We start from the raw sequence: 20,806 nt of genomic DNA, 5'->3' as shown, positions 1-20,806 counted from the left end.
GTCGCATGAACATTCTCGTCTTCGGCGCGAGCGGTCGGGTCGGCCGGCGCGTCTGCGAGTACGCCCACAGCGACGGCCACCGCGTCACCGCGTTCGTTCGGGACGGCGCCACGGCCCCGTCCGGGAGTCGGGTCGTCGAAGGCGACGTCACGGACGGGACCGCGGTCACGGCCGCCGTCACCGACCACGACGCGGTCTGTACCGCTATCGGGCCCGACGTGAGCGACGACCCGTCTGTGCTGACGACGGGTGCGGAGAACGTGGTGACTGCGATGGAGGCCAGCGGCGTCGACCGGTTGGTCGCCGTCGCGGCCGCCGGCATCCTGCAGGCGACCCCCGACCACCTCCGCCTCGACACGCCCGAGTTCCCCGAGCGGTCGCGGCGGGTCGCGACGGCCCACCGGACCGTCTACGAGCGACTGACGGACTCCACCGTCGACTGGACGCTGGTCTGCCCGCCGGAGATGCCCGACGGCACGCCGACGAACCACTACCGAACGGCCGTCGACTACCTCCCCGACGGCGGCCAGTCCGTCTCGACCGGCGACGTGGCCGCGTTCGTCTACGACACCGTCGTCGAGAGTCGCCACCACTGCGAGCGGGTCGGTATCGCCTACTGACGGACCGCCTTCGCCAGATAGGCCGGGTGCTGGTACGGATAGCGTCGGTTCTCGAACGCGGCGGTCCGCACCCACGCGAGGTCCCACCCGTCGGCGAACCGGTCCGCGAACTCCGAGTAGGCCACGCCGCCGGGTTGTCGGCCCCACCGCTCGGGGGCCGCCGCGGCCAACACGAACAACCGCCCACCCGGGTTCAGCGCGTCGTGGAGCGCCGCCACGTACCGCTCCCGTTCCGCGTCGTTCAGACAGTGAAACAGCGCCGAGTCCGTCGCCGTGCCGAACCGCATCGGGAGTTTGTCGACGGCGAGTGCGTCCCAGACGAGGAACTGCGCGCTACTCCCCCGCCAGCGTGCCTTCTGCCGCGCCTGTGCGATGGCCTGCGGTGCGAAGTCGACGCCGAGAACATCGTGGCCGCGGTCGGCCAGATACAGCGACAGTTCGCCGGTGCCACAACCGACGTCGAGGACCCGCCCGTGAATCTCGTCTGCCTCGGTCAGCGCGACGAACGCTCGCTGGGGCCGTCCGATGTCCCACGCCGGCACGCCCGAGTAGGCGGCGTCGAACCCGTAGGCTCTCGCAGAGACCGGTCGCGTACCGGGCCGATACGGCGGATATCCGTGCCAGACGGGTGTGCTCACGGTCGCTCCTCCTCGATAGTCGGTGGCATACCGTAGCTGACGGCGGCCGTGGCTAAGAAACTGCGCCGGCCGTCGTCAGACCGCCTCGTAGCCGCCGGGGGTCCGACTCGCCAGCCCGAACGTCGTCGCCCACCCCAGCAGGTGTTCGACCCGCGTCTGCCAGACGGCCTCCCAGTCGGCGTGTCGCTCGCGCTCCCACCGCGGCACGAGGTCCCGAACGGCCTCGAACGCCTCGGCGGCCGTCAGTGGGTCCTCGCCGAGGGCGTCGACCAGTTCCGCGGCGGCGAAGACGCGTTCGCGAAACGCCGTCCCTAGCGCCTCGCGGTCGGGTTCGACCCGCGTTCGGTGGTAGCCGCGGTCCGTCTCGGCGACGAGTCCGAGCGCCCGCAGGAAGGTCAGGAACTCACGGGCTGTCTCCCGGTCGGAGACGTCCGTCGCCCGCTGGATGGCCCCACAGCAGTCCGACTCGGCGTCGGGGACCAGCGGGACCGCCTCGTGCGCGTCCGCGAGGAACGGTAGTGACCGAGGCGGGGGCGCCACCTTGAACCGCATCAGAGTCCGAAGCTCTCGGCCAGCACGTCCTCGTGCGTCTCGCCGACGACGTGGGTGTCGCCGCCGACCACGTCCACCGTGACCTTCGCCGGCGCGAACAGTTCCACGGGGAGGTCGGCGAACTCCCAGTCGGCGTCCTCGAAGACGCTCTCCAAGGGTTCGCCGTACTCGGACCCGGCGACGGAGGCAACCTCGTCGAACCGGTCGAACCGCTCGTCGACGGTCAGGTGGACCTCACCGCCGTAGGCCAGCGCGTCGGTCGTGCGGGCCATCGCCGCCGCCTCGTCGCCGGCGACCGGTGCGACCGGGGCGCGTGCGTTCGCCGAGAGCACGGACACGGGGTCGAAGCCCAGTTCGGCGAGGCGGAACACGGCCAGTTCCGCCGCGCGGGCGGCCGCGACGACGCTCCCGGTGACGCTCGCCGTCGAGAACGCGGGGAGGAACACGCCCGTCTCGGGGACGCCCGTGCGTTCGGCCACCTGCGCGGCGACATCTTCGTCCGGAAGCACGTCGGTCTCGACGGCGAGCACCGCGAAATCGGCCTCCTCTCGGTAGCCGATTCGCTGAAACGTCTCCTCCTCGGCGACGAGCGCACGGGCGGGGCCGCTCCCGAGGCCCTCGAAGTCCGCCGTCGAGAGTTCCCACCCGCCCTTCTGCGAGCAGAGGAGGGCCAGCGCCGGGTGGTCCGTCGACAGTTCGACGTGGGTCAGCGGGGCGCCGGCGACGGTGTCCATCGTGGACTGGACCGTCGCGAGCCCCGCCGTCTGTATCTCCGCGAGGACCATCCCGGCCTCTACGGCACCGGGCACCTCGACGCCGAAGTCGAGCACCGCGGCGTCGCCGGAGAGCGCGTGTACGTCTATCGTGAGTTCGTCCGCGAAGTCGATGGCCTCGTCGACGAGTTCCGTGGCCATCCGATTGAGACTGTCCATACGCGGTCTTTGGCAGCCTGCCTTTTAATCTCCGCCTTCGGCCCCGTCGCTCCGGGCGGCCCGACCCAACTCCGATTCGACGGCGTCGACCTTCTCGCTCGCGCGCTGGTTGACCCCGCGCTTGTCGTCTATCTTCAGGAACGTCTCGACGCGGTCGGACTGTGCGCCGACGGCCTCGTGTGCGGCGTGGGCCGCCGCGAACAACTCTTCGCTGTCCTCCGCCTCGATGATGGTCCCCATCGGCGTCGTCTCGTACTCGACGTCGAAGTCGTCCAGCGCCGCGACGGCGTCGGCGACGTAGGGGGCCATGCTCTCCTCGACGACCGGTGCGACCGACAGGAAGCCGATACAGGTCATGGTCGTAGCTGTGGACGGCGGCGACCTAACGCTGGCGCTCTGGGGGACGATGGCCGCAATTTCACTCTCACGCGTGCGAGACGGGTCGTCGGCCGGGAGCGCGCTCCGTCGCGCGACCCGGGGAAGGGCAGGCCCGCCTGAGAAGATACGGCTCGCCGGGGGTGAGCCGTTTCACCGAGCGTGAGCGAAGCGAACGCTCGGCCGTTTTTCCCCACGTTTTTGCGAGTCGAGCGGGACCGCAGGTCCCGCTGACCGTGCGAACGGGCCTCCGCGCCCGTGAACAAAGAGCCCTCCCGCAGCGAGCCGACGACTCGCGAGGAAGGGCGACGAAGTAAAAAGTGGAAATGCGCTGGCTGGGATTTGAACCCAGGTTGTGACCATGGCAAGGTCACGTGATACCAACTACACTACCAGCGCGCACCGCGCCTCTCTGCATTCCAATCTGGCGGGGGTGATAGTAAAAAGCCTTCCGTTTTCGGAGGACAATCGTGGGACGTGAGGGCATTCGTCGCAGAGGCGGTCCGACAGAGCGGGTCGTGAGACCGTCTTTCGGAACCGGCAAGTCCCGTGTGGGCCGTTCACGGGCTAGGACCTGTGACGGGCCGTGTGAACGCGTCTCAACGCGTACGCGAAGCGGGGTCTTTTTACCGTAGGGACGGAGAGGTATCGGCACAGTCTAGTGGCGCGACGTGGAAGCGTCACGGCATGACGACCAGCGTACTCGTGCCGTCTTCCCTCACACGGGAAGCCGAAGACCGCCGCGAGGCGACTCGCAAACTCGGATACGTGGCCCGCGCGGCCACGGTGTTCCGGGTCGACCGGCTGACAGTGTTCCCCGACCCAGACGGGGCGGGGAAGTGGGAAGACGGGTTCGTCGAAACCGTCCTGCGGTACGCCGCGACGCCCCCGCACCTCCGAAAGGAGATGTGGGGCAAGCGGGACGAACTGGAGTACGTCGGCGTCCTGCCGCCGCTCCGCGTGCGTTCACAGACCGGCTCCGGATCTGAGGGTTCGGGGTCGTTAAGACAGGGAATCGTGACCGAGGTCGGAGCTGATGGGCGCGTCCGGGTCAATTGCGGCATGCAACACCCGATCTCCCTCCCCGTTCCAGACGGTATGGACGTGGGTCAGGGGGAGCGCGTGACCGTCAGGGTCTCTTCGCGACGGCCGGTCCGGGCGAAACTCGTCGACCACCCCACGCCGGGGTTCGACGTCGTTTCAGCGGACCTCGATGCGGCACTCTCGCGTGACGACGCCGGACTCACTATCGCGTCCTCGCGGTACGGTGAGTCGGTTTCGACCCGCCGTCTCGGCCAACTGGCCGGACAGCGGGATGCCGAGGGCGGCATGACTGTCGCCTTCGGGGCACCCGAGCGTGGGTTACCGTCGATACTCGACGTGGACCCGGGCTCCGTCGGACGAGACCAGACAGACGACGACCCCACAGGGTTCGACCTCTGGCTGAATACGGTTCCGAACCAGGGCAGCGAGGTCGTGCGAACGGAAGAAGCACTGTTCGCCTCCCTCGCCTGTCTAACCCTCACGGAGTAAACGTATGCCACAATCAAGCAGACCACGCAAAGGCTCGCTGGGCTTCGGCCCGCGCAAGCGCTCGACGAGCGAGACGCCGCGCTTCAATAGCTGGCCGTCCGACGACGGCCAGCCCGGCGTTCAAGGGTTCGCCGGCTACAAGGCTGGCATGACTCACGTCGTGCTCGTCAACGACGAACCCAACTCCCCGCGCGAGGGGATGGAAGAGACCGTCCCGGTGACGGTCGTCGAGACGCCGCCGATGCGCGCCGTCGCCCTGCGAGCGTACGAAGATACGCCGTACGGCAAGCGTCCGCTGACGGAGGTCTGGACGGACGAGTTCCACGGGGAACTCGACCGGACACTGAACCTGCCGGAGGACCACGACCCGGACGCTGCAGAGGAACAGGTACGAGACGCACTCGAGGCCGGTAACCTCGGGGACGTGCGCGTCATCACGCACACCGTCCCCGACGCCGTCCAGAGCGTCCCGAAGAAGAAGCCCGACGTGATGGAGACTCGCGTCGGCGGTGGTTCCCTCGAGGACCGCCTCAGTCACGCCCTCGAACTCGTCGCCGACGGCGGCGAGCACTCGATGAACGACATCTTCCGCGCCGGTGAGTACGCCGACGTGGCCGGTGTCACCAAGGGCAAGGGGACGCAGGGTCCCGTCAAGCGCTGGGGAGTCCAGAAGCGGAAGGGCAAGCACGCCCGTCAGGGCTGGCGGCGCCGAATCGGTAACCTCGGCCCGTGGAACCCCTCCCGCGTGCGCTCGACGGTCCCCCAGCAGGGGCAGACCGGCTACCACCAGCGCACGGAACTGAACAAGCGCCTCATCGACATCGGCGAGGGCGACGACGCGACCGTCGACGGTGGCTTCGTCAACTACGGCGAGGTCGACGGTCCCTACACGCTCGTGAAGGGGTCGGTGCCCGGCCCGGACAAGCGTCTGGTTCGCTTCCGGCCCGCGGTGCGTCCGAACGACCAACCGCGCCTCGACCCCGAGGTGCGCTACGTCTCCACAGAATCGAACCAGGGATAACCTATGCAGGCAACTACCTACACTCTGGACGGCGAGGCCGACGGCGAGGTCGACCTGCCGGACGTCTTCGAGACGCCCGTGCGGACCGACCTCATCCAGAAGGCCGTTCGCGCCGCCCAGGCAAACCGGAAGCAGGACTACGGGTCCGACGACTACGCCGGCCTCCGCACGCCGGCCGAGTCGTTCGGTAGCGGCCGCGGGCAGGCACACGTCCCGAAGCAGGACGGCCGTGCCCGCCGCGTCCCGCAGGCGGTCAAGGGCCGACGCGCCCACCCGCCGAAGTCCGAGAAGGACCGCTCGCTCGACCTGAACGACAAGGAACGGCAACTCGCCGTCCGCTCGGCGCTCGCCGCCACGACGGACGCCGAACTCGTCGCCGAGCGCGGCCACGAGTTCGACCGCGACGAGGTGCCGGTCGTCGTCTCCGACGACTTCGAGGACCTCGTGAAGACCCAAGAGGTCGTCGACGTCCTCGAAGCGCTCGACGTCGACGCCGACATCGAGCGCGCCGACGACACCAAAATCAAGGCCGGACAGGGGAAGGCACGCGGCCGGAAGTACCGCCGCCCCGCCTCCATCCTGTTCGTGACCAACGAGGAACCGTCCCGAGCGGCCCGCAACCTCGCGGGCGCCGACGTGGCGACGGCCCGAGAGGTCAACGCAGAGGACCTCGCACCGGGCGGAGAGCCCGGTCGGCTCACCGTCTTCACCGAGTCCGCACTCGAGGAGGTGGCCGAGCGATGAGCTGGGACGTCATCAAGTACCCACACGTCACGGAGAAGGCCATGAACGACATGGACTTCGACAACAAGCTCCAGTTCGTCGTCGACGACGAGGCTGGGAAGCCCGAGGTCACCGAGGCCGTCGAGTCCCAGTACGACGTCACGGTCGTCGACGTGAACACACAGAACACGATGGACGGCGAGAAGAAGGCCGTCGTTCGCCTCTCCGAGGACGACGACGCCCAGGAAGTCGCCTCCAGAATCGGGGTGTTCTAACGATGGGACGACGAATTCAGGGACAACGACGCGGTCGCGGGACGTCCACGTTCCGGGCGCCCTCGCACCGCTACAAGGCGGACCTTCAGCACCGTAAAGTCGAAGACGGCGACCTCGTCGCCGGGACCGTCGTGGACATCGAACACGACCCCGCTCGCTCGGCGCCGGTCGCGGCCGTCGAGTTCGAGGACGGCGACCACCGCCTCGTGCTGGCGCCGGAAGGCGTCGGCGTGGGCGACGAACTGCAGGTCGGCGTCAGCGCCGAAATCGCCCCCGGGAACACGCTCCCACTCGCGGAGATTCCCGAAGGGGTCCCGGTCTGTAACGTCGAGTCCAGCCCCGGCGACGGCGGGCGCTTCGCCCGCGCGTCGGGTGTCAACGCGACGCTGCTGACCCACGACCGCAACGTCGCGGTCGTGAAACTCCCCTCCGGGGAGATGAAACGGCTGGACCCGCAGTGCCGCGCCACCATCGGCGTCGTCGCCGGTGGCGGTCGCACGGACAAGCCGATGGTCAAGGCCGGAAACAAGTATCACAAGATGAAAGCCCGCGGGACGAAGTGGCCAAACGTCCGTGGTGTCGCGATGAACGCCGTCGACCACCCGTTCGGTGGTGGCGGCCGACAGCACCCCGGCAAGCCCAAATCGATCTCCCGCAACGCTCCGCCAGGCCGGAAGGTCGGGGACATCGCCTCGAAACGAACCGGCCGAGGTGGTGACGAATGAGTTCGGAATATCAAATCGGCCACGAAGGAGAGTTCTCCTTCCGAGGCCACACGCTCGACGAGCTGCAGGAGATGGAGCTCGAGGAAGTCGCGGAACTGCTCCCCGCACGCCAGCGGCGAAGTATCCAGCGCGGTCTGACCGAGGAGAAGCAGAAACTGCTCGAGAAGGCCCGCGAGGCCGAAGAGGAGGCGACGGCGAACGACCCCATCCGCACGCACCTGCGCGACATGCCGGTGCTTCCGGAGATGGTCGACATCACCTTCGCCGTCCACAACGGCCAGAGCTTCGAGCGCGTGAAGGTCGAGCCCGAGATGCTCGGGCACTACCTCGGTGAGTTCCAGCTTACCCGTACCTCGGTCGAACACGGTCAGGCCGGCATCGGGGCGACACGCTCCTCGAAGTTCGTACCGCTCAAGTAATCATGGGAATCAGCTACTCAGTCGACGCCGATCCGGACACGACCGCGAAAGCGATGCTCCGGGAGCGGCAGATGAGCCACAAGCACAGCAAGGCCATCGCCCGAGAGATCAAGGGCAAGACGGCGGGCGACGCCGTCGAGTTCCTCGAAGCAGTCATCGAGGGCGACCAGCCGGTCGCGTTCAAGCAGCACAACTCGGGCGTCGGCCACAAGAGCAAGGTCGACGGCTGGGACGCCGGTCGCTACCCCGAGAAGGCCTCCGAGGCCTTCATCGACCTGCTGGAGAACGCCATCGGCAACGCCGACCACCAGGGATTCGACGGTGAGTCCATGGAGATCATGCACGTCGCCGCCCACAAGGTCGGCGAACAGCAGGGTCGCAAGCCGCGCGCGATGGGCCGGGCCTCCGCCTGGAACACGCCGCAGGTCGACGTCGAACTCATCCTCGAGGAGGTCAGCGAATAATGGCCGACGAACAGCAGTTCATCGAGGACGGGCTCCAGCGAACCCAGATCGACGAGTTCTTCGCAGACGAACTCGGTCGTGCGGGCTACGGCGGCATGGACGTCGCCAAGACCCCGATGGGGACCCAGATCGTCCTGAAGGCCGAGAAGCCCGGCATGGTCATCGGCAAGGGCGGGAAGAACATCCGTAAGATCACGACGGAACTCGAGGAGCGATTCGACCTCGACGACCCGCAGATCGACGTCCAGGAAGTCGAGGAACCGGACCTCAACGCCCGCATCGTCGCGGACCGTCTGGGGAACGCCCTCGAACGCGGTTGGTACTTCCGCAAGGCCGGTCACACGACCATCGACCGCATCATGGAAGCCGGCGCGAAGGGTGCCGAGATCGTCCTCTCCGGGAAGGTCACCGGGGCGCGCTCCCGCGTCGAGAAGTTCAACCGCGGCTACATCAAGCACAACGGCGAACCCGCCGAGGACATCGTCGACAGCGGCGTCGGCGTCGCAGTGATGAAACTCGGCACCATCGGCGTGCGCGTGAAGATAATCCCGCCGGACGCCGAACTCCCCGACGACTTCGAGATCTACGAGGACGTCGAGGTCGAGGACTACGTCGCCGAGACCGACGGCGAGTCGGTCGAGGAACTCCTCGAGGGCGAACCCGAAGACGCCGAGGACGCCGAGACGACCGAAGTCGGTCACGACCAGCCCGACGAGACCGAAGACGAGGTCGACGCCGAGGTCGTCGAAGAGGAGATCGTCGAGGAAGACGTCGAGGTGCCGACCGACGACGACGTCGAGGACGTCGACGTCGACGAACTCGACGAGGCTGTCGAGGAGGAACTCGACGAGGACGTCGAAGCCGAAGCCGAGGAACTGATGGACGAGATGGACGACGCCGAGGAGGAGGGTGACGAAGAATGACCGTCCTCCACGTCCAAGAGATCCGCGACATGACCCCCGCCGAACGCGAGGCGGAACTCGACGACCTCAAGACGGAACTGCTCAACGCCCGCGCCGTGCAGGCCGCGGGTGGCGCCCCGGAGAACCCGGGTCGAATCAAGGAACTGAAGAAGGCCATCGCCCGGATCAAGACGATTCAGGGCGAAGAAGGCGACCTCCAGCCGGAGGACGAATAATGCCACTGACACCCGAGACGCTCCCACGTCACGAACTCGTCGGCCTCGACGTCGAGGTCGTCGCAGCGTCCAACCCGGACGCCGTCGGCATCAGCGGAACGGTCGTCATCGAGACGACCCGGACGCTGGCCGTCGAAGGAGCCGACCGGGTGTGGCACGTGCCGAAGGACAGCGCGACGTTCGCCTTCGACCTGTCGTCCGGACAGCGCGTCCGGGTGGAGGGTTCGAAACTCGTCGCCCGTCCCGCTCGCCGCACAGAGAAATCAGGTGATTCCAAATGGCGCTAGGACTGAACGTACAGGAGCCGGAGACGACCTGTACCGACCAGAACTGCCCGTTCCACGGAGAGCTCTCCGTGCGCGGTCAGACACTGGACGGTGAGGTCGCTTCCACCGATATGGAGAAGACCGTCGTCGTTGAGCGCGAGTACGACGTGAAGGTGCCCAAATACGACCGCTTCATGAAGCGGCGGAGCCGCGTCCCGGCTCACGCACCGGACTGTCTCGACCTCGCGGTCGGTGACACGGTCACGATAGCAGAGTGTCGACCGCTCTCGAAAACGAAGAGCCACGTCGTCGTGGCAATCGAGGACGGTGAGCAATAATGGAGGCGCTGAACGCAGACGTCACTCAGGGACTCGAGAAGGGCTCGCTCATCACGTGTGCCGACAACACGGGCGCACGCGAGCTGAAGGTCATCTCGGTCCACGGCTACTCGGGTACGAAGAGCCGACACCCGAAGGCCGGTCTGGGCGACAAGATCACCGTCTCGGTCACCAAGGGGACGCCGGAGATGCGTCGTCAGGTGCTAGAGGCCGTGGTCGTTCGGCAGAAAAAGCCCATCCGCCGTCCCGACGGCACCCGCGTCAAGTTCGAAGACAACGCGGCCGTCATCGTGGACGAGAACGAGGACCCGCGTGGGACCGAGCTGAAAGGCCCCATCTCGCGGGAAGTCGCAGAGCGGTTCGGGAGTGTCGCCTCCGCAGCGACGATGATCGTATAGAACCATGAGCCAGCAACCAGACAAACAGCGAACGAGTCAACGACGCGCCCCGCTCCACGAGCGACACAAGCAGGTTCGGGCGACGCTGTCGGCCGACCTCCGCGAGGAGTACGGCCAGCGCAACGTCCGCGTCAACGAGGGAGACACCGTCGAGGTGCTCCGCGGTGACTTCGCCGGCGAAGAGGGCGAGGTCATCGACGTCGACCTCAAGGACGCCGTCATCCAAGTCGAGGACGTCACCCTCGAGAAGACCGACGGCGAAGAGGTCCCCCGTCCGCTCGACACCTCGAACGTTCGGGTCACCGACCTGAACCTCGAAGACGAGAAGCGGGAATCGCGTCTCGAATCGGAGGATGATTCCGCATGAGTAACCACCAGAAGCGCCTCTCGGTGCCCAACAGCTGGCCCGTAGAGCGCAAGACGGCAACGTTCACGGTGAAGGCCGGTGCCGGCCCGCACGGTGAGTCGGGGGTCCCCCTGCTCATCGTCCTGCGGGACGTGCTGGGCTACGCCGACAACCGCAAGGAAGCGCGCTACGCGCTCAACGAGGACAACGTCCTCATCAACGGCAAGGCCGTCTCCGACGAGGAGCGCCCTGTCGGGATGTTCGACATCCTCGCGTTCACCGAGCGCGAAGAGTACTACCGAGTGTTCCCCGGCGAGGGTGGTCGGCTGGCGCTGACCGCCATCGACGCCGACGCCGCCGACTCCAAGCTCGGCAAAATCGTCACCAAGACACACGTCTCCGGTGGCGAGGTCCAACTCGGCCTTCACGACGGCGAGACCCTCGTCGTCGAGGACGACCAGACCTACGACGGCGGCGACTCCATCGTCGTGGACAACGAGTCCAGCGAGATTATCGCCCACTTCGAGTACGAGGAGGGTGCCCTCGTCACGGCCGTCGACGGCGCACACGCCGGCGAAATCGGCCAAGTCGACGAGATTCAGGTCACGCCGGGGTCGGCCCAGAACAACGTCCTCGTCTCGCAGGACGACGGCGACGGCTTCGAGACGGTCGAAGAGTACGTCGTGGTCATCGACGAGAACTTCACGGACGGAGGTGACGACGAATGAGCTCGGAGAGCGACTCCGGCGAGTTCCACGAGATGCGGGAGCCGAGCGTCGAGAAGGTCGTCGTCCACATGGGTATCGGCCACGGTGGCCGTGACCTGGCCAACGCAGAGGACATCCTCGGCGAGATTACCGGCCAGAGCCCGGTCCGGACGAAGGCAAAGCGGACCGTCGGCGAGTTCGACATCCGCGAGGGCGACCCCATCGGTGCGAAGGTCACTCTCCGCGACGAAGTCGCCGAAGAGTTCCTCGAGACGGCGCTGCCGCTCGCGGACCTCAAGACGACGCAGTTCGACGACACCGGCAACTTCAGCTTCGGCGTCGAGGAACACACGGAGTTCCCCAGCCAGGAGTACGACCCGAGCATCGGAATCTACGGGCTGGACGTGACGGTCAACCTCGTCCGCCCCGGCTACCGCGTCGCCAAGCGCGACAAGGCGTCGCGCTCGATTCCGTCGAACCACCGACTCAACCCGGCAGACGCGACCGCGTTCATCGAGTCGAACTTCGACGTGGAGGTCTCCGAATGAGCGAAAGTGAAACCACAGAAGAGCCCGACGCCGCCGAGGCAGAGCGGACCGGCCAGCTCGAGTCCTGTCAGCGCTGCGGGCGCGAACAGGGGCTCGTCGGCAAGTACGACATCTGGCTGTGTCGCCAGTGCTTCCGCGAAATCTCGCGGGGAATGGGCTTCAAGAAGTACAGCTAACCATGACAGGAAACGACCCATTCGCCAACGCGCTGTCGGCCATCGATAACGCCGAGAGCGTCGGGCATCTGGAGCAGACGGTATCGCCCGCCTCGAACGAAATCGGCTCCGTCCTCGAGGTCTTCTACGACCGCGGGTACATCGACGGGTTCACCTTCGTCGACGACGGCAAGTCCGGCGAGTTCGAGGTCGAACTGAAAGGTGCCATCAACGAGTGTGGCCCGGTCAAGCCCCGCTATTCGGCGGGTGCCGACGAGTTCGAGAAGTGGGAGAAGCGGTTCCTCCCCGCCCGTGACTACGGGACTCTCGTCGTCTCGACCAGCCACGGCATCATGAGCCACTACGAGGCCCGCGAGGAGGGCATCGGTGGCCAAGTCATCGCGTACGTATACTGACAATGCCACGAGTAGAACTGGAAATTCCGGAAGACGTGACCGCCGAACAGGACCATCTCGACGTCACCGTCGAGGGTCCCAACGGTAGCGTCACACGTCGGCTCTGGTACCCCGACATCGACGTCTCGGTCGAAGACGACGTGGTCGTCATCGAGTCCGCGGAGGACGACGCCAAGACGATGTCGACTATCGGGACCTTCGAGAGCCACATCGAGAACATGTTCCACGGCGTGACCGAGGGCTGGGAGTACGAGATGGAGGTCTTCTACTCTCACTTCCCGATGCAGGTCGACGTCGACGGTGACGAAGTCGTCATCGAGAACTTCCTCGGCGAGAAGGCCGCCCGTCGCACCACCGTCCACGGTGAGACCGACGTGCAGGTCGACGGCGAGGAACTGACGCTGTCTGGCCCGGACATCGAGGCCGTCGGCCAGACCGCCGCGGACATCGAACAGCTCACGCGCATCAACGACAAGGACGTGCGCGTGTTCCAAGACGGGGTGTACATCACCCAGAAACCGAGCCGAGGTGACGCCTAATGGCAGACAACCCCGACAGAAAGAGTAGCGACGCGGACGCCAACGAAGAGGCACTCACGCAGGGTGACGGCCCGCAGAGCGACGTCGAGTCGGAACAGCCGCTCGACGGTGAGCGTGCCGAAGACCCCGACCAGATAGCCGAAGAAGCCGAATCCGAAGACGAGGACGAAGAGCTGGAGCTCACCGACATCAGCGGCGTCGGCGACTCCAAGGCCGAGTCCCTCCGAGAGGCCGGCTTCGAGACGGTCGACGACGTCCGCGCCGCCGACCAGTCCGCGCTCGCGGAGGTCGACGGCATCGGGAACGCGCTCGCGGCCCGAATCAAGGCCGACGTCGGTGGTCTCGAAGTCGACACCGAGACCGAGGCCGAAGTCGAAGACGAAGGCGCCGAGGAAGAGCCCGAGGAGGACGTGGAGACGGAACTCCAGCCCCGCGGGCTCGCCGACAAGACGCCGGACCTCGACGACGAGGAAGCCCGACTGCTGGCACAGCGACACCGCGTCGGCACGCCGCAGTTCAACCGACAGGACCACCACAAGAAGAAGCGCGTCTCGACCTCGTGGCGCCGCCCCCGCGGCCAGCTTTCGAAGCAGCGCCGCGGCATCAAGGGCAAGGGCGACACGGTCGAGGCGGGCTTCCGCTCGCCGAAAGCGGTCCGCGGCAAGCACCCCTCCGGCTTCGAGGAGGTCCGCGTCCACAACGTGGACGACCTCGAAGGCGTCGACGGGGACGTCGAAGCGGTCCGCATCGCCTCCAAGGTCGGCGCTCGCAAGCGCGAACGCATCGAGGAGGAGGCCGAGGACGCGGGTATCCGCGTGCTCAACCCCACCTACGTCGAAGTCGAGGTGAACGAGTAATGACGGACCTCTCCGCACAGAAGCGACTCGCAGCAGACGTCCTCGACGTCGGGAAGAACCGCGTCTGGTTCAACCCCGACCGACAGGGCGACATCGCGGACGCCATCACTCGCGAGGACGTCCGCGAACTGGTAGATGAGGGCGCCATTCAGGCGAAAGACAAGAAGGGCAACTCCCGCGGCCGCGCCCGGGAGCGCCAGAAGAAGCGTGCCTACGGTCACCAGAAGGGAGCCGGTTCCCGGAAGGGGAAGGCCGGGGCACGTCAGGACCCCAAGGAGGAATGGGAGTCGCGCATCCGCGCACAGCGCAAGAAGCTGCGCGAACTGCGCGACGACGGCACGCTCTCGAGTTCGCAGTACCGCGACCTGTACGACAAGGCCGGCGGTGGCGAGTTCGACAGCGTCGCCGACCTCGAACGATACATCGACGCAAACCACGGTGACGAATAATGGCGACAGGACCACGATACAACGTGCCGATGCGGCGACGCCGCGAGGCCCGTACCGACTACCATCAGCGGTTGCGCCTGCTGAAATCCGGCAAGCCCCGCCTCGTTGCTCGAAAGAGCAACAAGCACGTCAGGGCGCAGCTGGTGACGCTCGGCTCCGACGGCGACCGCACGCTCGCGTCCGCTCACTCGAGCGACCTCGAAGAGTACGGCTGGGAGGCCCCGACGGGCAACATGCCCTCGGCGTACCTCACCGGTCTGCTCGCCGGGCTTCGCGCGCAGGAAGCGGGCGTCGAGGAAGCGGTGCTGGACATCGGCCTCAACTCCCCGACCCCCGGAAGCAAAGTATTCGCAATACAGGAAGGCGCAATCGACGCCGGGCTCGAAATCCCCCACAACGACGACGTGCTCGCCGACTGGCAGCGCACCCGCGGTGCCCACATCGCCGAGTACGCCGAACAGCTGGACGACCCGCTGTACAGCGGGGACTTCGACGCCGAAGACCTCCCGGAACACTTCGACGAAGTACGGGAGACCCTACTGGAAGGTGACATCGAACTATGAGTGCTGACAACGGCTGGGAACCCCGCACACGCCTCGGCAAGCAGGTCGCCGAAGGCGACATCGACTCCATGCAGGAGGCGCTGAACTCGGGGCTTCCCCTGAAAGAATCGGAAGTCGTCGACCAGCTCGTTCCCGACCTGGAAGACGAAGTGCTGGACATCAACATGGTCCAGCGGATGACCGACTCCGGCCGGCGGGTGAAGTTCCGCTGTGTCGTCGCAGTCGGCAACCGCGACGGCCTCGTCGGCTACGCCGAAGGGCGTGACGACCAGGTCGGCGGTGCCATCCAGAAGGCCATCGACGTGGCCAAACTGAACCTCATCGACGTCTCCCGCGGCTGTGGATCCTGGGAGTGTGGCTGTGGCCGTCCCCACACGGTCGCACTGCGCACCGAGGGCAAGGCAGGGAGCGTCGAGGTCGAGCTCCAGCCCGCCCCGCGCGGGCTGGGCCTCGCGGGCGGGGAGACCGTCCGCAAGGTGCTCGAACTGGCCGGCATCGAGGACATCTGGACCCGCTCCAGCGGGAACACGCGCACCACGGTCAACTTCGCGAAGGCGACGTTCAACGCCCTCAAGAACACGGCCGAGGCGCGCGTCCCCGAACGAACCTTCGAGAAGCGCGAGGTGATCGAGTGATGCAAGCGCTCGTTCAGATTCGCGGCGACGTGAACATGGATACGGACATCCACGACACGCTGAAGATGCTGAACATCCATCACGTCAACCACTGTACGCTCGTCCCCGAGACGGACACGTACCGTGGGATGGTGACGAAGGTCAACGACTTCGTCGCCTACGGCGAACCCAGCCAGGAGACGGTCGAACTGCTCCTGGAGACGCGCGCCGAGCCCGCCGAGGGCGACGCCGACGTCGACGACGAGTGGGTCGCCGAGAACACGGACTACGACGACATCGAGGGCCTCGCGTGGGCTCTCGTCTCCGAGGAGACGACGCTGCAAAAGCAGGGTCTCTCCCCGACACTCCGTCTGCACCCGCCGCGTGGCGGTCACGACGGCGTCAAGCATCCGACGAAGGAAGGCGGTGAACTCGGGAAGCACGACTCCGAGGGCATCGACGAACTGCTGGAGGCGATGCGATAATGACGAACAAGAAACGACGACAGCGCGGTACGCGTACGCACGGCGGCGGTTCGCACAAGAACCGTCGCGGTGCCGGGCACCGCGGTGGCCGCGGTGCCGCCGGGCGTGCCAAGCACGAGATGCACAACTACGAGCCGCTCGGCAAGAGCGGCTTCAAGCGTCCCGAGAAGGTCCAGGAGACGGTCGCCACCGTCGACGTCCGTGAACTGGACGAGGACGCGCCCCTGCTGGTCGCCGACGGCCTCGCGGAAGAGGACGGCGACGGCTACCACATCGACGCCCGTGAGGTCGTCGAGGACGCCGACGACGCCGACGTCGTGAAGGTGCTCGGCGCCGGGCAGGTCCGCAACGAACTCACCGTCGTCGCAGACGACTTCTCCGAGGGTGCAGAGGAGAAGATTGCGGCCGCCGGTGGCGAGACGGAACTGACGGAGCTCGGTCAGGAGCGGCAAGAGGCCGCCGAAGCGGACGCCGAGGACGACGCGGACGACGAGGAGTAACGACAGATGAGTTGGAAGGACACCGCCGAACCGCTGCTCGTCCGGATGCCGGCAGTCCGCCGTCCGGAGGGCCACGTCCCGTTCAAGCGCAAGCTGATGTGGACGGGTGGCGTGTTGGTGCTGTACTTCTTCCTGACGAACGTCAAACTGTTCGGACTCGACATCGACGCCAGTCAGGACGTCTTCGGCCGATTCGGGTCGATTCTCGCCTCGGGCCAAGGGAGTATCCTGCAGTTGGGTATCGGACCCATCGTCACGGCGTCCATCGTGTTACAGTTGCTCGGCGGGGCGAACCTGCTCGGGTTGAACACGCAGGACGACCCCCGTGACCAGATACTCTATCAGGGCCTCCAGAAGCTCTTGGTGCTGGTGATGATCTGTCTGACCGGCCTGCCGATGGTGTTCGCTGGCGGCTTCCTGCCGGCGGACACGGCCGTCGCACAGTCGCTGGGTATCGGCGAGACCGGTGTCCAGTGGCTCATCTTCGCCCAGATGTTCGTCGGCGGTGTCCTCATCCTGTTCATGGACGAGGTCATCTCCAAGTGGGGCGTCGGCTCCGGTATCGGACTGTTCATCGTCGCCGGCGTCAGCCAGCGACTGCTGGGTGGCCTGCTCTCGACGCCGTTCATCGGCGGACAGCAGGGCATCCTCTACAGTTGGTTCCAGTTCGCCACCGGGGCCCAGCCGATGGGCCCGATTCTCGGTGGCTCCGGCCTCCAGACCATCTTCATGGGACAGGGGCAACTGCTGGCGCTCATCACGACGGTACTCATCTTCTCGGTGGTCGTCTACGCCGAGTCCGTGCGCGTCGAGATTCCGCTCTCGAACGCCCGCGTGAAGGGCGCGCGTGGTCGCTTCCCCGTGAAGCTCATCTACGCGAGCGTCCTGCCGATGATTCTCGTCCGGGCGCTGCAGGCCAACATCCAGTTCCTCGGGCGCATCCTCCAATCGCAGTTGGGGTCGCTCCCGGCGTGGCTGGGCACCTACGACAACGGGCAGGCGACCGGTGGGCTGTTCTACTACTTGGCACCCATCCAGTCACCCGGTGACTGGATGTGGTGGCTGGAGACGACGGCCCAACCCGCGTGGCAAATCCTCATCCGCGTCGGCATCGACCTGACCTTCATGCTGGTGGGCGGCGCAGTCTTCGCCGTCTTCTGGGTCGAGACGACCGACATGGGGCCGGAAGCCACCGCGAAGCAGATTCACAACTCCGGGATGCAGATTCCCGGCTTCCGGCAGAACGTCGGCGTCATCGAGAAGGTGCTGGAACGGTACATCCCGCAGGTCACCGTCATCGGCGGTGCCCTCGTGGGCCTGCTGGCCGTCATGGCCAACATGCTCGGCACCATCGGCGGCGTCTCCGGTACCGGGCTGCTGCTGACGGTCTCCATCACGTACAAACTGTACGAGGAGATCGCCGAGGAGCAGCTCATGGAGATGCACCCGATGATGCGCCAGATGTTCGGATAGGGACGACACGAACCGTCCCTTCCCGTCTTCTCTCACTCTCTCGCGACCAGTAGTCACGCCTTCGCAGACGGCAAGCCAGCCGGGACCGGCACAGAGACTACGCCGGCAGGTCAGGCGAACTCCACGCTCCGGAACGCGTCAAGTACCGGGTCGTCCCTGTGGTAGTCGACGAGCGACGTGAGCGTGAGGACGTGACAGAGTTCGCTCCGCGTGTAGGAATCGGGGTCCGCGAGGACCGTCTGCTCTAGACCCGCCGGGTCGACGACGTCCGGTGAGTTCCGCGCGTTCTGTTCGCGCAGGCAGTCCACGAGCGGCGAGGCGGCGGGGTCGGCGTCGCTGCTGAGTCCCAGAACCGACTTTATCGTCGGCTTGACGGCGTCGAAGAGGCCCGGGTGACGTTGCAACACGTTGTAGAGGGCGACCCGCGCTTGGTGTGAGAGACTGGCCGGCGGCGCTCCGAAGTTCGCGTTCGGTACCGTCCCGAGGTTCGAGGAGAGGTGGTTCAGAAACGCGGCGAAGAGTCGGTACCGTCGCTTCTGGTCGTCCGGAATCCCCATCGCGTAGTCGAGGACGGCGGGCGCGTAGTAGGGCGAGGTCGTCCAGACGTGGTTTCGGTTCGTGTCCGTCGCCTCGAAGAGCCACGCGAACGCGCGCTGGAACAGCTCGAAGTGGACGAACTTCTTCGCGAGCGAGGACTCGGGGTACTCGCGGACGACCTCGCGGATTTCCCGCCGTATCTCGGCGTCGCCGACGCCTGTCATGGCCTCGACGTCGGCAGCGCTGAACGTCTCCTCCGACCGGAGGACGTACGAGACGAGGTCGTCGAGGTCAGCTAGCTCGACGACCGGCGAGACGTCCGGAATCAATTTGTCGCCACCGTCGCCCGTGTACGACCAGACGGGCCCCTCGTTCCTCTCCCGGACCTGTCTGAGGAACGGTTGCATGTGGGCGATGCCGAACGGGTCGGCCCCGGCCGTCATGTCCAGATGGGCCAGCAAGTCGGCCCCGCTCGGCCCGGGCGTCGGGTGTCGGTGCCAGTCCGACCCGACGGCGTCGGCCAACGTCTCTGCGAGGTCGATGTCGGCCCGCGAGTCGTGTTCGAAGTCGCGAGTCGACGCGGAGTACTCGACGTCGCAGCGTTCGAACCCGCCGAGAACCGCTCTGGAGTCCAGGCCGCCGCTCAGGAGGACGACGTTGGTCCCGGGGCACGCCTCGGCCCGGCGACGGCAGGCGTCGGTGAAGCGGTCGGCGAGTTCGCGTGCGTTCGCTTCTGTGTCGCGGTCCGCCCGGGTCTCGTCCTCGAAGTCGAACTCGTAGTGCCGTTCGAGTCGGTGGTCCCCCGTCGCCGTGTCGATGCGAACGTGGTGGCCCTCCGGGACGCGGCGGAGGCCGTCGTAGAGGGTTCGGTCGGCCAGCGCGTAGCCGAGACGGAGGTACTGGGCGACCGCCATCTGGTCGAAGGTATCGCAGTCGGCGAGACGGGCCAGCGTCGGCTTGTTGCGCCCGAGGAGGGCGTAGTCGGTGTCAGTCGCGTAGAACAGGGGGAGTTGCCCGAGGGTGTCGGGGACGACGGTCACCTCGCCGGCGGCCGCGTCGTGCGCGTAGAAGACGAACTCCCCGTCGAGGTCGCGAAGCCACGACGGGTCCGTCGGCGACGCGTCGCCGTCGGCGAACCGACGTTCGAGTTCGGCCCGGAGCGTCTCCCCGTCGCGGTTGTAGACGACGCCTTCGACGAACACCGTGGTATCGCCGAACGCGTACCGCCGGAACGGGTACGCGGGGTACAGCGCCGTCGCGATGCTGACACCCGTCTCGGTGTGTGACTCGAACTCGTAGCGGTCGTCGTAGAGACACGGGCGGTGGGCGTCCTCGACGGCGTCGTCCCCGGGGGCCGTGTCCCCTGCGAGTATGCTAATCCCGGGCATACGTGACAACACACTAACATGGCGTCTAAAAAACCTTTTCGTGAAACTACATTTTCAGTTACGGCTTATCCACGGCAGGAACTCGATACTTTTACCGGAGCGCGATAGAACGGGGTCGGTATTCGCTAGTTTCGCGAACCTTACCGGGTCCGTCGCTCGCCGTAGTCATCTCAGCCCGCGAAGGTGTCGGGTGGGTCGGTAGAACGGCCGTGGGGCGGTCGGAGTCGGGCCCGAAACCGCCGTCAGAGCCAGTCGTCGACTTGGCGCCGCATCTCCGCCACGGACCCCGAGTTGTCGACCACGAGGTCGGCGTCTGCGGGAGTCTCGAACTCCGAACGGAGAACTTCGTACACTTCGGTATCGGCCTCGCTCGGGTCGTCCCGTCGGGCACGGATGCGTTCGCGCGCGACGTCCGGGTCACACGTCACCCAGACGAGTGCGCCCGACACCGCGTGCTTCGACGCCACCGTCGCCGCTCGCTCACGGTGTCGGGGCGTCTTGAACGTCCCGTCGAGGACGACGGGCGTGTCGTCGACGAGGTGGGCGCGAGCGCGCTCCAACAGCGCGCCGTACACCAACCAGACCTCCTCGTCGGCGTAGGTCGGGTCGTCGAGAACGTCCGTTCGCACGGTGTCGGTCCGGAGCAACGCGGCGTCGAGACGGGAGGCTATCTCCTCGGCGGTCGTGGACTTGCCGACCCCCGGGAGACCGCAGACGGTCACGAGCCGTGGTTCTGCGTATCGGGTCGCGGTAGATGTATCGGACACGGTGATACCCAGTCAGGCGACAGCGACGGTACGCGGACACTTAGT

32 protein-coding genes and 1 tRNA gene are annotated in these 20,806 nt (G+C 66.6%); 26 read left to right on the top strand and 7 right to left on the bottom strand.

What is annotated here, in order from left to right:
• Positions 1–5: 5 nt before the first annotated feature.
• Positions 6–620 (top strand): NAD(P)-dependent oxidoreductase, encoded by a 615-nt coding sequence (locus tag Hhyl6_RS14860; RefSeq protein ID WP_483740033.1) that lies wholly within the window; start codon positions 6–8, stop codon positions 618–620.
• Here Hhyl6_RS14860 and Hhyl6_RS14855 read toward each other — a convergent pair.
• The 5 genes from Hhyl6_RS14855 to Hhyl6_RS14835 form a co-directional block, all read right to left on the bottom strand.
• Positions 614–1,258: a class I SAM-dependent methyltransferase gene (locus Hhyl6_RS14855; RefSeq protein ID WP_483740032.1), complete on the bottom strand. Its 645-nt coding sequence runs from the start codon at positions 1,256–1,258 to the stop codon at positions 614–616. The two genes, Hhyl6_RS14860 and Hhyl6_RS14855, sit on opposite strands and share 7 nt — an antisense overlap.
• Positions 1,259–1,333: 75 nt before the next feature.
• A complete protein-coding gene (locus Hhyl6_RS14850; RefSeq protein WP_483740031.1) occupies positions 1,334–1,810 on the bottom strand; it encodes a double winged helix-containing putative transcriptional regulator in 477 nt (158 codons plus the stop codon).
• A complete protein-coding gene (gene mch / locus Hhyl6_RS14845; RefSeq protein WP_483740030.1) occupies positions 1,810–2,742 on the bottom strand; it encodes a methenyltetrahydromethanopterin cyclohydrolase in 933 nt (310 codons plus the stop codon). The genes Hhyl6_RS14850 and mch overlap by 1 nt, the downstream gene beginning before the upstream one ends.
• Before the next feature lie 24 nt (positions 2,743–2,766).
• Complete coding sequence (locus Hhyl6_RS14840; RefSeq protein WP_483740029.1) at positions 2,767–3,099, bottom strand: MTH1187 family thiamine-binding protein; 333 nt, start codon at positions 3,097–3,099, stop codon at positions 2,767–2,769.
• Positions 3,100–3,444: 345 nt separating this feature from the next.
• A tRNA-Gly gene (locus tag Hhyl6_RS14835) sits at positions 3,445–3,516 on the bottom strand.
• Between the two features lie 288 nt (positions 3,517–3,804).
• Here Hhyl6_RS14835 and Hhyl6_RS14830 point away from each other — a divergent pair.
• From Hhyl6_RS14830 to secY, 25 genes are read left to right on the top strand one after another with little or no spacing between them, the layout of a single operon-like run.
• Positions 3,805–4,650, top strand: a complete 846-nt coding sequence (locus tag Hhyl6_RS14830; protein WP_483740028.1) for a putative RNA uridine N3 methyltransferase — start codon at positions 3,805–3,807, stop codon at positions 4,648–4,650.
• A gap of 4 nt (positions 4,651–4,654) precedes the next feature.
• Positions 4,655–5,671, top strand: a complete 1,017-nt coding sequence (gene rpl3p / locus Hhyl6_RS14825; protein ID WP_483740027.1) for a 50S ribosomal protein L3 — start codon at positions 4,655–4,657, stop codon at positions 5,669–5,671.
• A gap of 3 nt (positions 5,672–5,674) precedes the next feature.
• Positions 5,675–6,415: a 50S ribosomal protein L4 gene (gene rpl4p / locus Hhyl6_RS14820; protein WP_483740026.1), complete on the top strand. Its 741-nt coding sequence runs from the start codon at positions 5,675–5,677 to the stop codon at positions 6,413–6,415.
• Positions 6,412–6,669, top strand: a complete 258-nt coding sequence (locus Hhyl6_RS14815) for a 50S ribosomal protein L23 (RefSeq protein ID WP_220620795.1) — start codon at positions 6,412–6,414, stop codon at positions 6,667–6,669. The genes rpl4p and Hhyl6_RS14815 overlap by 4 nt, the downstream gene beginning before the upstream one ends.
• A gap of 2 nt (positions 6,670–6,671) precedes the next feature.
• Positions 6,672–7,394, top strand: coding sequence for a 50S ribosomal protein L2 (locus Hhyl6_RS14810; RefSeq protein WP_220620794.1), 723 nt, complete (start codon positions 6,672–6,674; stop codon positions 7,392–7,394).
• Positions 7,391–7,813 (top strand): 30S ribosomal protein S19, encoded by a 423-nt coding sequence (locus tag Hhyl6_RS14805; RefSeq protein WP_483740025.1) that lies wholly within the window; start codon positions 7,391–7,393, stop codon positions 7,811–7,813. Before Hhyl6_RS14810 ends, Hhyl6_RS14805 begins: the two co-directional genes overlap by 4 nt.
• Positions 7,814–7,815: 2 nt before the next feature.
• A complete protein-coding gene (locus Hhyl6_RS14800) occupies positions 7,816–8,277 on the top strand; it encodes a 50S ribosomal protein L22 (protein WP_483740024.1) in 462 nt (153 codons plus the stop codon).
• Complete coding sequence (locus tag Hhyl6_RS14795; RefSeq protein WP_483740023.1) at positions 8,277–9,200, top strand: 30S ribosomal protein S3; 924 nt, start codon at positions 8,277–8,279, stop codon at positions 9,198–9,200. The genes Hhyl6_RS14800 and Hhyl6_RS14795 overlap by 1 nt, the downstream gene beginning before the upstream one ends.
• The gene (gene rpmC / locus Hhyl6_RS14790) at positions 9,197–9,415 is read left to right on the top strand and encodes a 50S ribosomal protein L29 (RefSeq protein WP_166971544.1); all 219 of its coding nucleotides are present in this window, start codon (positions 9,197–9,199) and stop codon (positions 9,413–9,415) included. The genes Hhyl6_RS14795 and rpmC overlap by 4 nt, the downstream gene beginning before the upstream one ends.
• The gene (locus Hhyl6_RS14785) at positions 9,415–9,702 is read left to right on the top strand and encodes a ribonuclease P protein component 1 (RefSeq protein WP_483740022.1); all 288 of its coding nucleotides are present in this window, start codon (positions 9,415–9,417) and stop codon (positions 9,700–9,702) included. Before rpmC ends, Hhyl6_RS14785 begins: the two co-directional genes overlap by 1 nt.
• Complete coding sequence (locus Hhyl6_RS14780) at positions 9,693–10,019, top strand: 30S ribosomal protein S17 (RefSeq protein WP_166971548.1); 327 nt, start codon at positions 9,693–9,695, stop codon at positions 10,017–10,019. Before Hhyl6_RS14785 ends, Hhyl6_RS14780 begins: the two co-directional genes overlap by 10 nt.
• Positions 10,019–10,417 carry a 50S ribosomal protein L14 gene (locus tag Hhyl6_RS14775; RefSeq protein WP_188998599.1) on the top strand — a complete coding sequence of 133 codons (399 nt, stop codon included), beginning with the start codon at positions 10,019–10,021 and terminating at the stop codon, positions 10,415–10,417. Before Hhyl6_RS14780 ends, Hhyl6_RS14775 begins: the two co-directional genes overlap by 1 nt.
• A 4-nt stretch (positions 10,418–10,421) precedes the next feature.
• Complete coding sequence (gene rplX, locus Hhyl6_RS14770; RefSeq protein WP_483740021.1) at positions 10,422–10,784, top strand: 50S ribosomal protein L24; 363 nt, start codon at positions 10,422–10,424, stop codon at positions 10,782–10,784.
• Positions 10,781–11,491 (top strand): 30S ribosomal protein S4e, encoded by a 711-nt coding sequence (locus tag Hhyl6_RS14765; protein ID WP_483740020.1) that lies wholly within the window; start codon positions 10,781–10,783, stop codon positions 11,489–11,491. The genes rplX and Hhyl6_RS14765 overlap by 4 nt, the downstream gene beginning before the upstream one ends.
• Positions 11,488–12,018, top strand: a complete 531-nt coding sequence (locus tag Hhyl6_RS14760; protein ID WP_483740019.1) for a 50S ribosomal protein L5 — start codon at positions 11,488–11,490, stop codon at positions 12,016–12,018. Before Hhyl6_RS14765 ends, Hhyl6_RS14760 begins: the two co-directional genes overlap by 4 nt.
• Complete coding sequence (locus tag Hhyl6_RS14755) at positions 12,015–12,194, top strand: 30S ribosomal protein S14 (protein ID WP_483740018.1); 180 nt, start codon at positions 12,015–12,017, stop codon at positions 12,192–12,194. Before Hhyl6_RS14760 ends, Hhyl6_RS14755 begins: the two co-directional genes overlap by 4 nt.
• 2 nt (positions 12,195–12,196) lie before the next feature.
• Positions 12,197–12,589 carry a 30S ribosomal protein S8 gene (locus tag Hhyl6_RS14750; protein ID WP_483740017.1) on the top strand — a complete coding sequence of 131 codons (393 nt, stop codon included), beginning with the start codon at positions 12,197–12,199 and terminating at the stop codon, positions 12,587–12,589.
• A 2-nt stretch (positions 12,590–12,591) separates the two neighbouring features.
• Positions 12,592–13,128: a 50S ribosomal protein L6 gene (locus Hhyl6_RS14745; protein WP_483740016.1), complete on the top strand. Its 537-nt coding sequence runs from the start codon at positions 12,592–12,594 to the stop codon at positions 13,126–13,128.
• Positions 13,128–13,985 carry a 50S ribosomal protein L32e gene (locus tag Hhyl6_RS14740; RefSeq protein ID WP_483740015.1) on the top strand — a complete coding sequence of 286 codons (858 nt, stop codon included), beginning with the start codon at positions 13,128–13,130 and terminating at the stop codon, positions 13,983–13,985. Before Hhyl6_RS14745 ends, Hhyl6_RS14740 begins: the two co-directional genes overlap by 1 nt.
• The gene (locus tag Hhyl6_RS14735; protein WP_470312247.1) at positions 13,985–14,434 is read left to right on the top strand and encodes a 50S ribosomal protein L19e; all 450 of its coding nucleotides are present in this window, start codon (positions 13,985–13,987) and stop codon (positions 14,432–14,434) included. The genes Hhyl6_RS14740 and Hhyl6_RS14735 overlap by 1 nt, the downstream gene beginning before the upstream one ends.
• Complete coding sequence (locus Hhyl6_RS14730; RefSeq protein WP_483740014.1) at positions 14,434–14,997, top strand: 50S ribosomal protein L18; 564 nt, start codon at positions 14,434–14,436, stop codon at positions 14,995–14,997. The genes Hhyl6_RS14735 and Hhyl6_RS14730 overlap by 1 nt, the downstream gene beginning before the upstream one ends.
• Positions 14,994–15,632 carry a 30S ribosomal protein S5 gene (locus Hhyl6_RS14725; RefSeq protein WP_166971568.1) on the top strand — a complete coding sequence of 213 codons (639 nt, stop codon included), beginning with the start codon at positions 14,994–14,996 and terminating at the stop codon, positions 15,630–15,632. The genes Hhyl6_RS14730 and Hhyl6_RS14725 overlap by 4 nt, the downstream gene beginning before the upstream one ends.
• Positions 15,632–16,096 (top strand): 50S ribosomal protein L30, encoded by a 465-nt coding sequence (rpmD, locus tag Hhyl6_RS14720; protein WP_483740013.1) that lies wholly within the window; start codon positions 15,632–15,634, stop codon positions 16,094–16,096. Before Hhyl6_RS14725 ends, rpmD begins: the two co-directional genes overlap by 1 nt.
• Positions 16,096–16,596, top strand: coding sequence for an uL15m family ribosomal protein (locus Hhyl6_RS14715; protein WP_483740012.1), 501 nt, complete (start codon positions 16,096–16,098; stop codon positions 16,594–16,596). Before rpmD ends, Hhyl6_RS14715 begins: the two co-directional genes overlap by 1 nt.
• A 6-nt stretch (positions 16,597–16,602) precedes the next feature.
• On the top strand, positions 16,603–18,069 hold the full coding sequence (gene secY, locus Hhyl6_RS14710) for a preprotein translocase subunit SecY (RefSeq protein WP_483740011.1): 1,467 nt from the start codon (positions 16,603–16,605) through the stop codon (positions 18,067–18,069).
• Between the two features lie 110 nt (positions 18,070–18,179).
• Here the strand turns inward: secY and Hhyl6_RS14705 are convergent, their stop codons facing one another.
• Together Hhyl6_RS14705 and Hhyl6_RS14700 are read right to left on the bottom strand one after the other, a co-directional pair.
• Entirely contained in the window at positions 18,180–19,994 is a 1,815-nt protein-coding gene (locus Hhyl6_RS14705) for an asparagine synthase-related protein (RefSeq protein WP_483740010.1), read from the bottom strand.
• 242 nt (positions 19,995–20,236) lie between these two features.
• Positions 20,237–20,761 carry a P-loop nucleotide/nucleoside kinase family protein gene (locus Hhyl6_RS14700; protein ID WP_483740009.1) on the bottom strand — a complete coding sequence of 175 codons (525 nt, stop codon included), beginning with the start codon at positions 20,759–20,761 and terminating at the stop codon, positions 20,237–20,239.
• Positions 20,762–20,806 lie beyond the last annotated feature (45 nt).

The sequence above is a fragment of the Haloarcula sp. H-hyl6 genome (assembly GCF_056934455.1).
Note: the sequence above shows the minus strand (reverse complement) of the source record. Positions and strands in the feature narration are given on the sequence as shown.

Bases quoted from the DNA above. Each gene is read 5' to 3' on its own strand.
- Hhyl6_RS14840 (WP_483740029.1), bottom strand. From the start codon at position 3,099: ATGACCTGTATCGGCTTCCTGTCGGTCGCACCGGTCGTCGAGGAGAGC.
- Hhyl6_RS14735 (WP_470312247.1), top strand. From the start codon at position 13,985: ATGACGGACCTCTCCGCACAGAAGCGACTCGCAGCAGACGTCCTCGAC.
- rplX (WP_483740021.1), top strand. From the start codon at position 10,422: ATGAGCCAGCAACCAGACAAACAGCGAACGAGTCAACGACGCGCCCCG.
- Hhyl6_RS14755 (WP_483740018.1), top strand. From the start codon at position 12,015: ATGAGCGAAAGTGAAACCACAGAAGAGCCCGACGCCGCCGAGGCAGAG.
- Hhyl6_RS14750 (WP_483740017.1), top strand. From the start codon at position 12,197: ATGACAGGAAACGACCCATTCGCCAACGCGCTGTCGGCCATCGATAAC.
- rpl3p (WP_483740027.1), top strand. From the start codon at position 4,655: ATGCCACAATCAAGCAGACCACGCAAAGGCTCGCTGGGCTTCGGCCCG.
- Hhyl6_RS14785 (WP_483740022.1), top strand. From the start codon at position 9,415: ATGCCACTGACACCCGAGACGCTCCCACGTCACGAACTCGTCGGCCTC.
- mch (WP_483740030.1), bottom strand. From the start codon at position 2,742: ATGGACAGTCTCAATCGGATGGCCACGGAACTCGTCGACGAGGCCATC.
- Hhyl6_RS14745 (WP_483740016.1), top strand. From the start codon at position 12,592: ATGCCACGAGTAGAACTGGAAATTCCGGAAGACGTGACCGCCGAACAG.
- Hhyl6_RS14740 (WP_483740015.1), top strand. From the start codon at position 13,128: ATGGCAGACAACCCCGACAGAAAGAGTAGCGACGCGGACGCCAACGAA.
- Hhyl6_RS14830 (WP_483740028.1), top strand. From the start codon at position 3,805: ATGACGACCAGCGTACTCGTGCCGTCTTCCCTCACACGGGAAGCCGAA.
- Hhyl6_RS14715 (WP_483740012.1), top strand. From the start codon at position 16,096: ATGACGAACAAGAAACGACGACAGCGCGGTACGCGTACGCACGGCGGC.
- Hhyl6_RS14800 (WP_483740024.1), top strand. From the start codon at position 7,816: ATGGGAATCAGCTACTCAGTCGACGCCGATCCGGACACGACCGCGAAA.
- Hhyl6_RS14705 (WP_483740010.1), bottom strand. From the start codon at position 19,994: ATGCCCGGGATTAGCATACTCGCAGGGGACACGGCCCCCGGGGACGAC.
- Hhyl6_RS14850 (WP_483740031.1), bottom strand. From the start codon at position 1,810: ATGCGGTTCAAGGTGGCGCCCCCGCCTCGGTCACTACCGTTCCTCGCG.
- Hhyl6_RS14810 (WP_220620794.1), top strand. From the start codon at position 6,672: ATGGGACGACGAATTCAGGGACAACGACGCGGTCGCGGGACGTCCACG.
- Hhyl6_RS14795 (WP_483740023.1), top strand. From the start codon at position 8,277: ATGGCCGACGAACAGCAGTTCATCGAGGACGGGCTCCAGCGAACCCAG.
- rpmD (WP_483740013.1), top strand. From the start codon at position 15,632: ATGCAAGCGCTCGTTCAGATTCGCGGCGACGTGAACATGGATACGGAC.
- Hhyl6_RS14780 (WP_166971548.1), top strand. From the start codon at position 9,693: ATGGCGCTAGGACTGAACGTACAGGAGCCGGAGACGACCTGTACCGAC.
- Hhyl6_RS14805 (WP_483740025.1), top strand. From the start codon at position 7,391: ATGAGTTCGGAATATCAAATCGGCCACGAAGGAGAGTTCTCCTTCCGA.
- Hhyl6_RS14760 (WP_483740019.1), top strand. From the start codon at position 11,488: ATGAGCTCGGAGAGCGACTCCGGCGAGTTCCACGAGATGCGGGAGCCG.
- rpmC (WP_166971544.1), top strand. From the start codon at position 9,197: ATGACCGTCCTCCACGTCCAAGAGATCCGCGACATGACCCCCGCCGAA.
- Hhyl6_RS14815 (WP_220620795.1), top strand. From the start codon at position 6,412: ATGAGCTGGGACGTCATCAAGTACCCACACGTCACGGAGAAGGCCATG.
- Hhyl6_RS14765 (WP_483740020.1), top strand. From the start codon at position 10,781: ATGAGTAACCACCAGAAGCGCCTCTCGGTGCCCAACAGCTGGCCCGTA.
- Hhyl6_RS14730 (WP_483740014.1), top strand. From the start codon at position 14,434: ATGGCGACAGGACCACGATACAACGTGCCGATGCGGCGACGCCGCGAG.
- Hhyl6_RS14860 (WP_483740033.1), top strand. From the start codon at position 6: ATGAACATTCTCGTCTTCGGCGCGAGCGGTCGGGTCGGCCGGCGCGTC.
- rpl4p (WP_483740026.1), top strand. From the start codon at position 5,675: ATGCAGGCAACTACCTACACTCTGGACGGCGAGGCCGACGGCGAGGTC.
- Hhyl6_RS14725 (WP_166971568.1), top strand. From the start codon at position 14,994: ATGAGTGCTGACAACGGCTGGGAACCCCGCACACGCCTCGGCAAGCAG.
- Hhyl6_RS14775 (WP_188998599.1), top strand. From the start codon at position 10,019: ATGGAGGCGCTGAACGCAGACGTCACTCAGGGACTCGAGAAGGGCTCG.
- secY (WP_483740011.1), top strand. From the start codon at position 16,603: ATGAGTTGGAAGGACACCGCCGAACCGCTGCTCGTCCGGATGCCGGCA.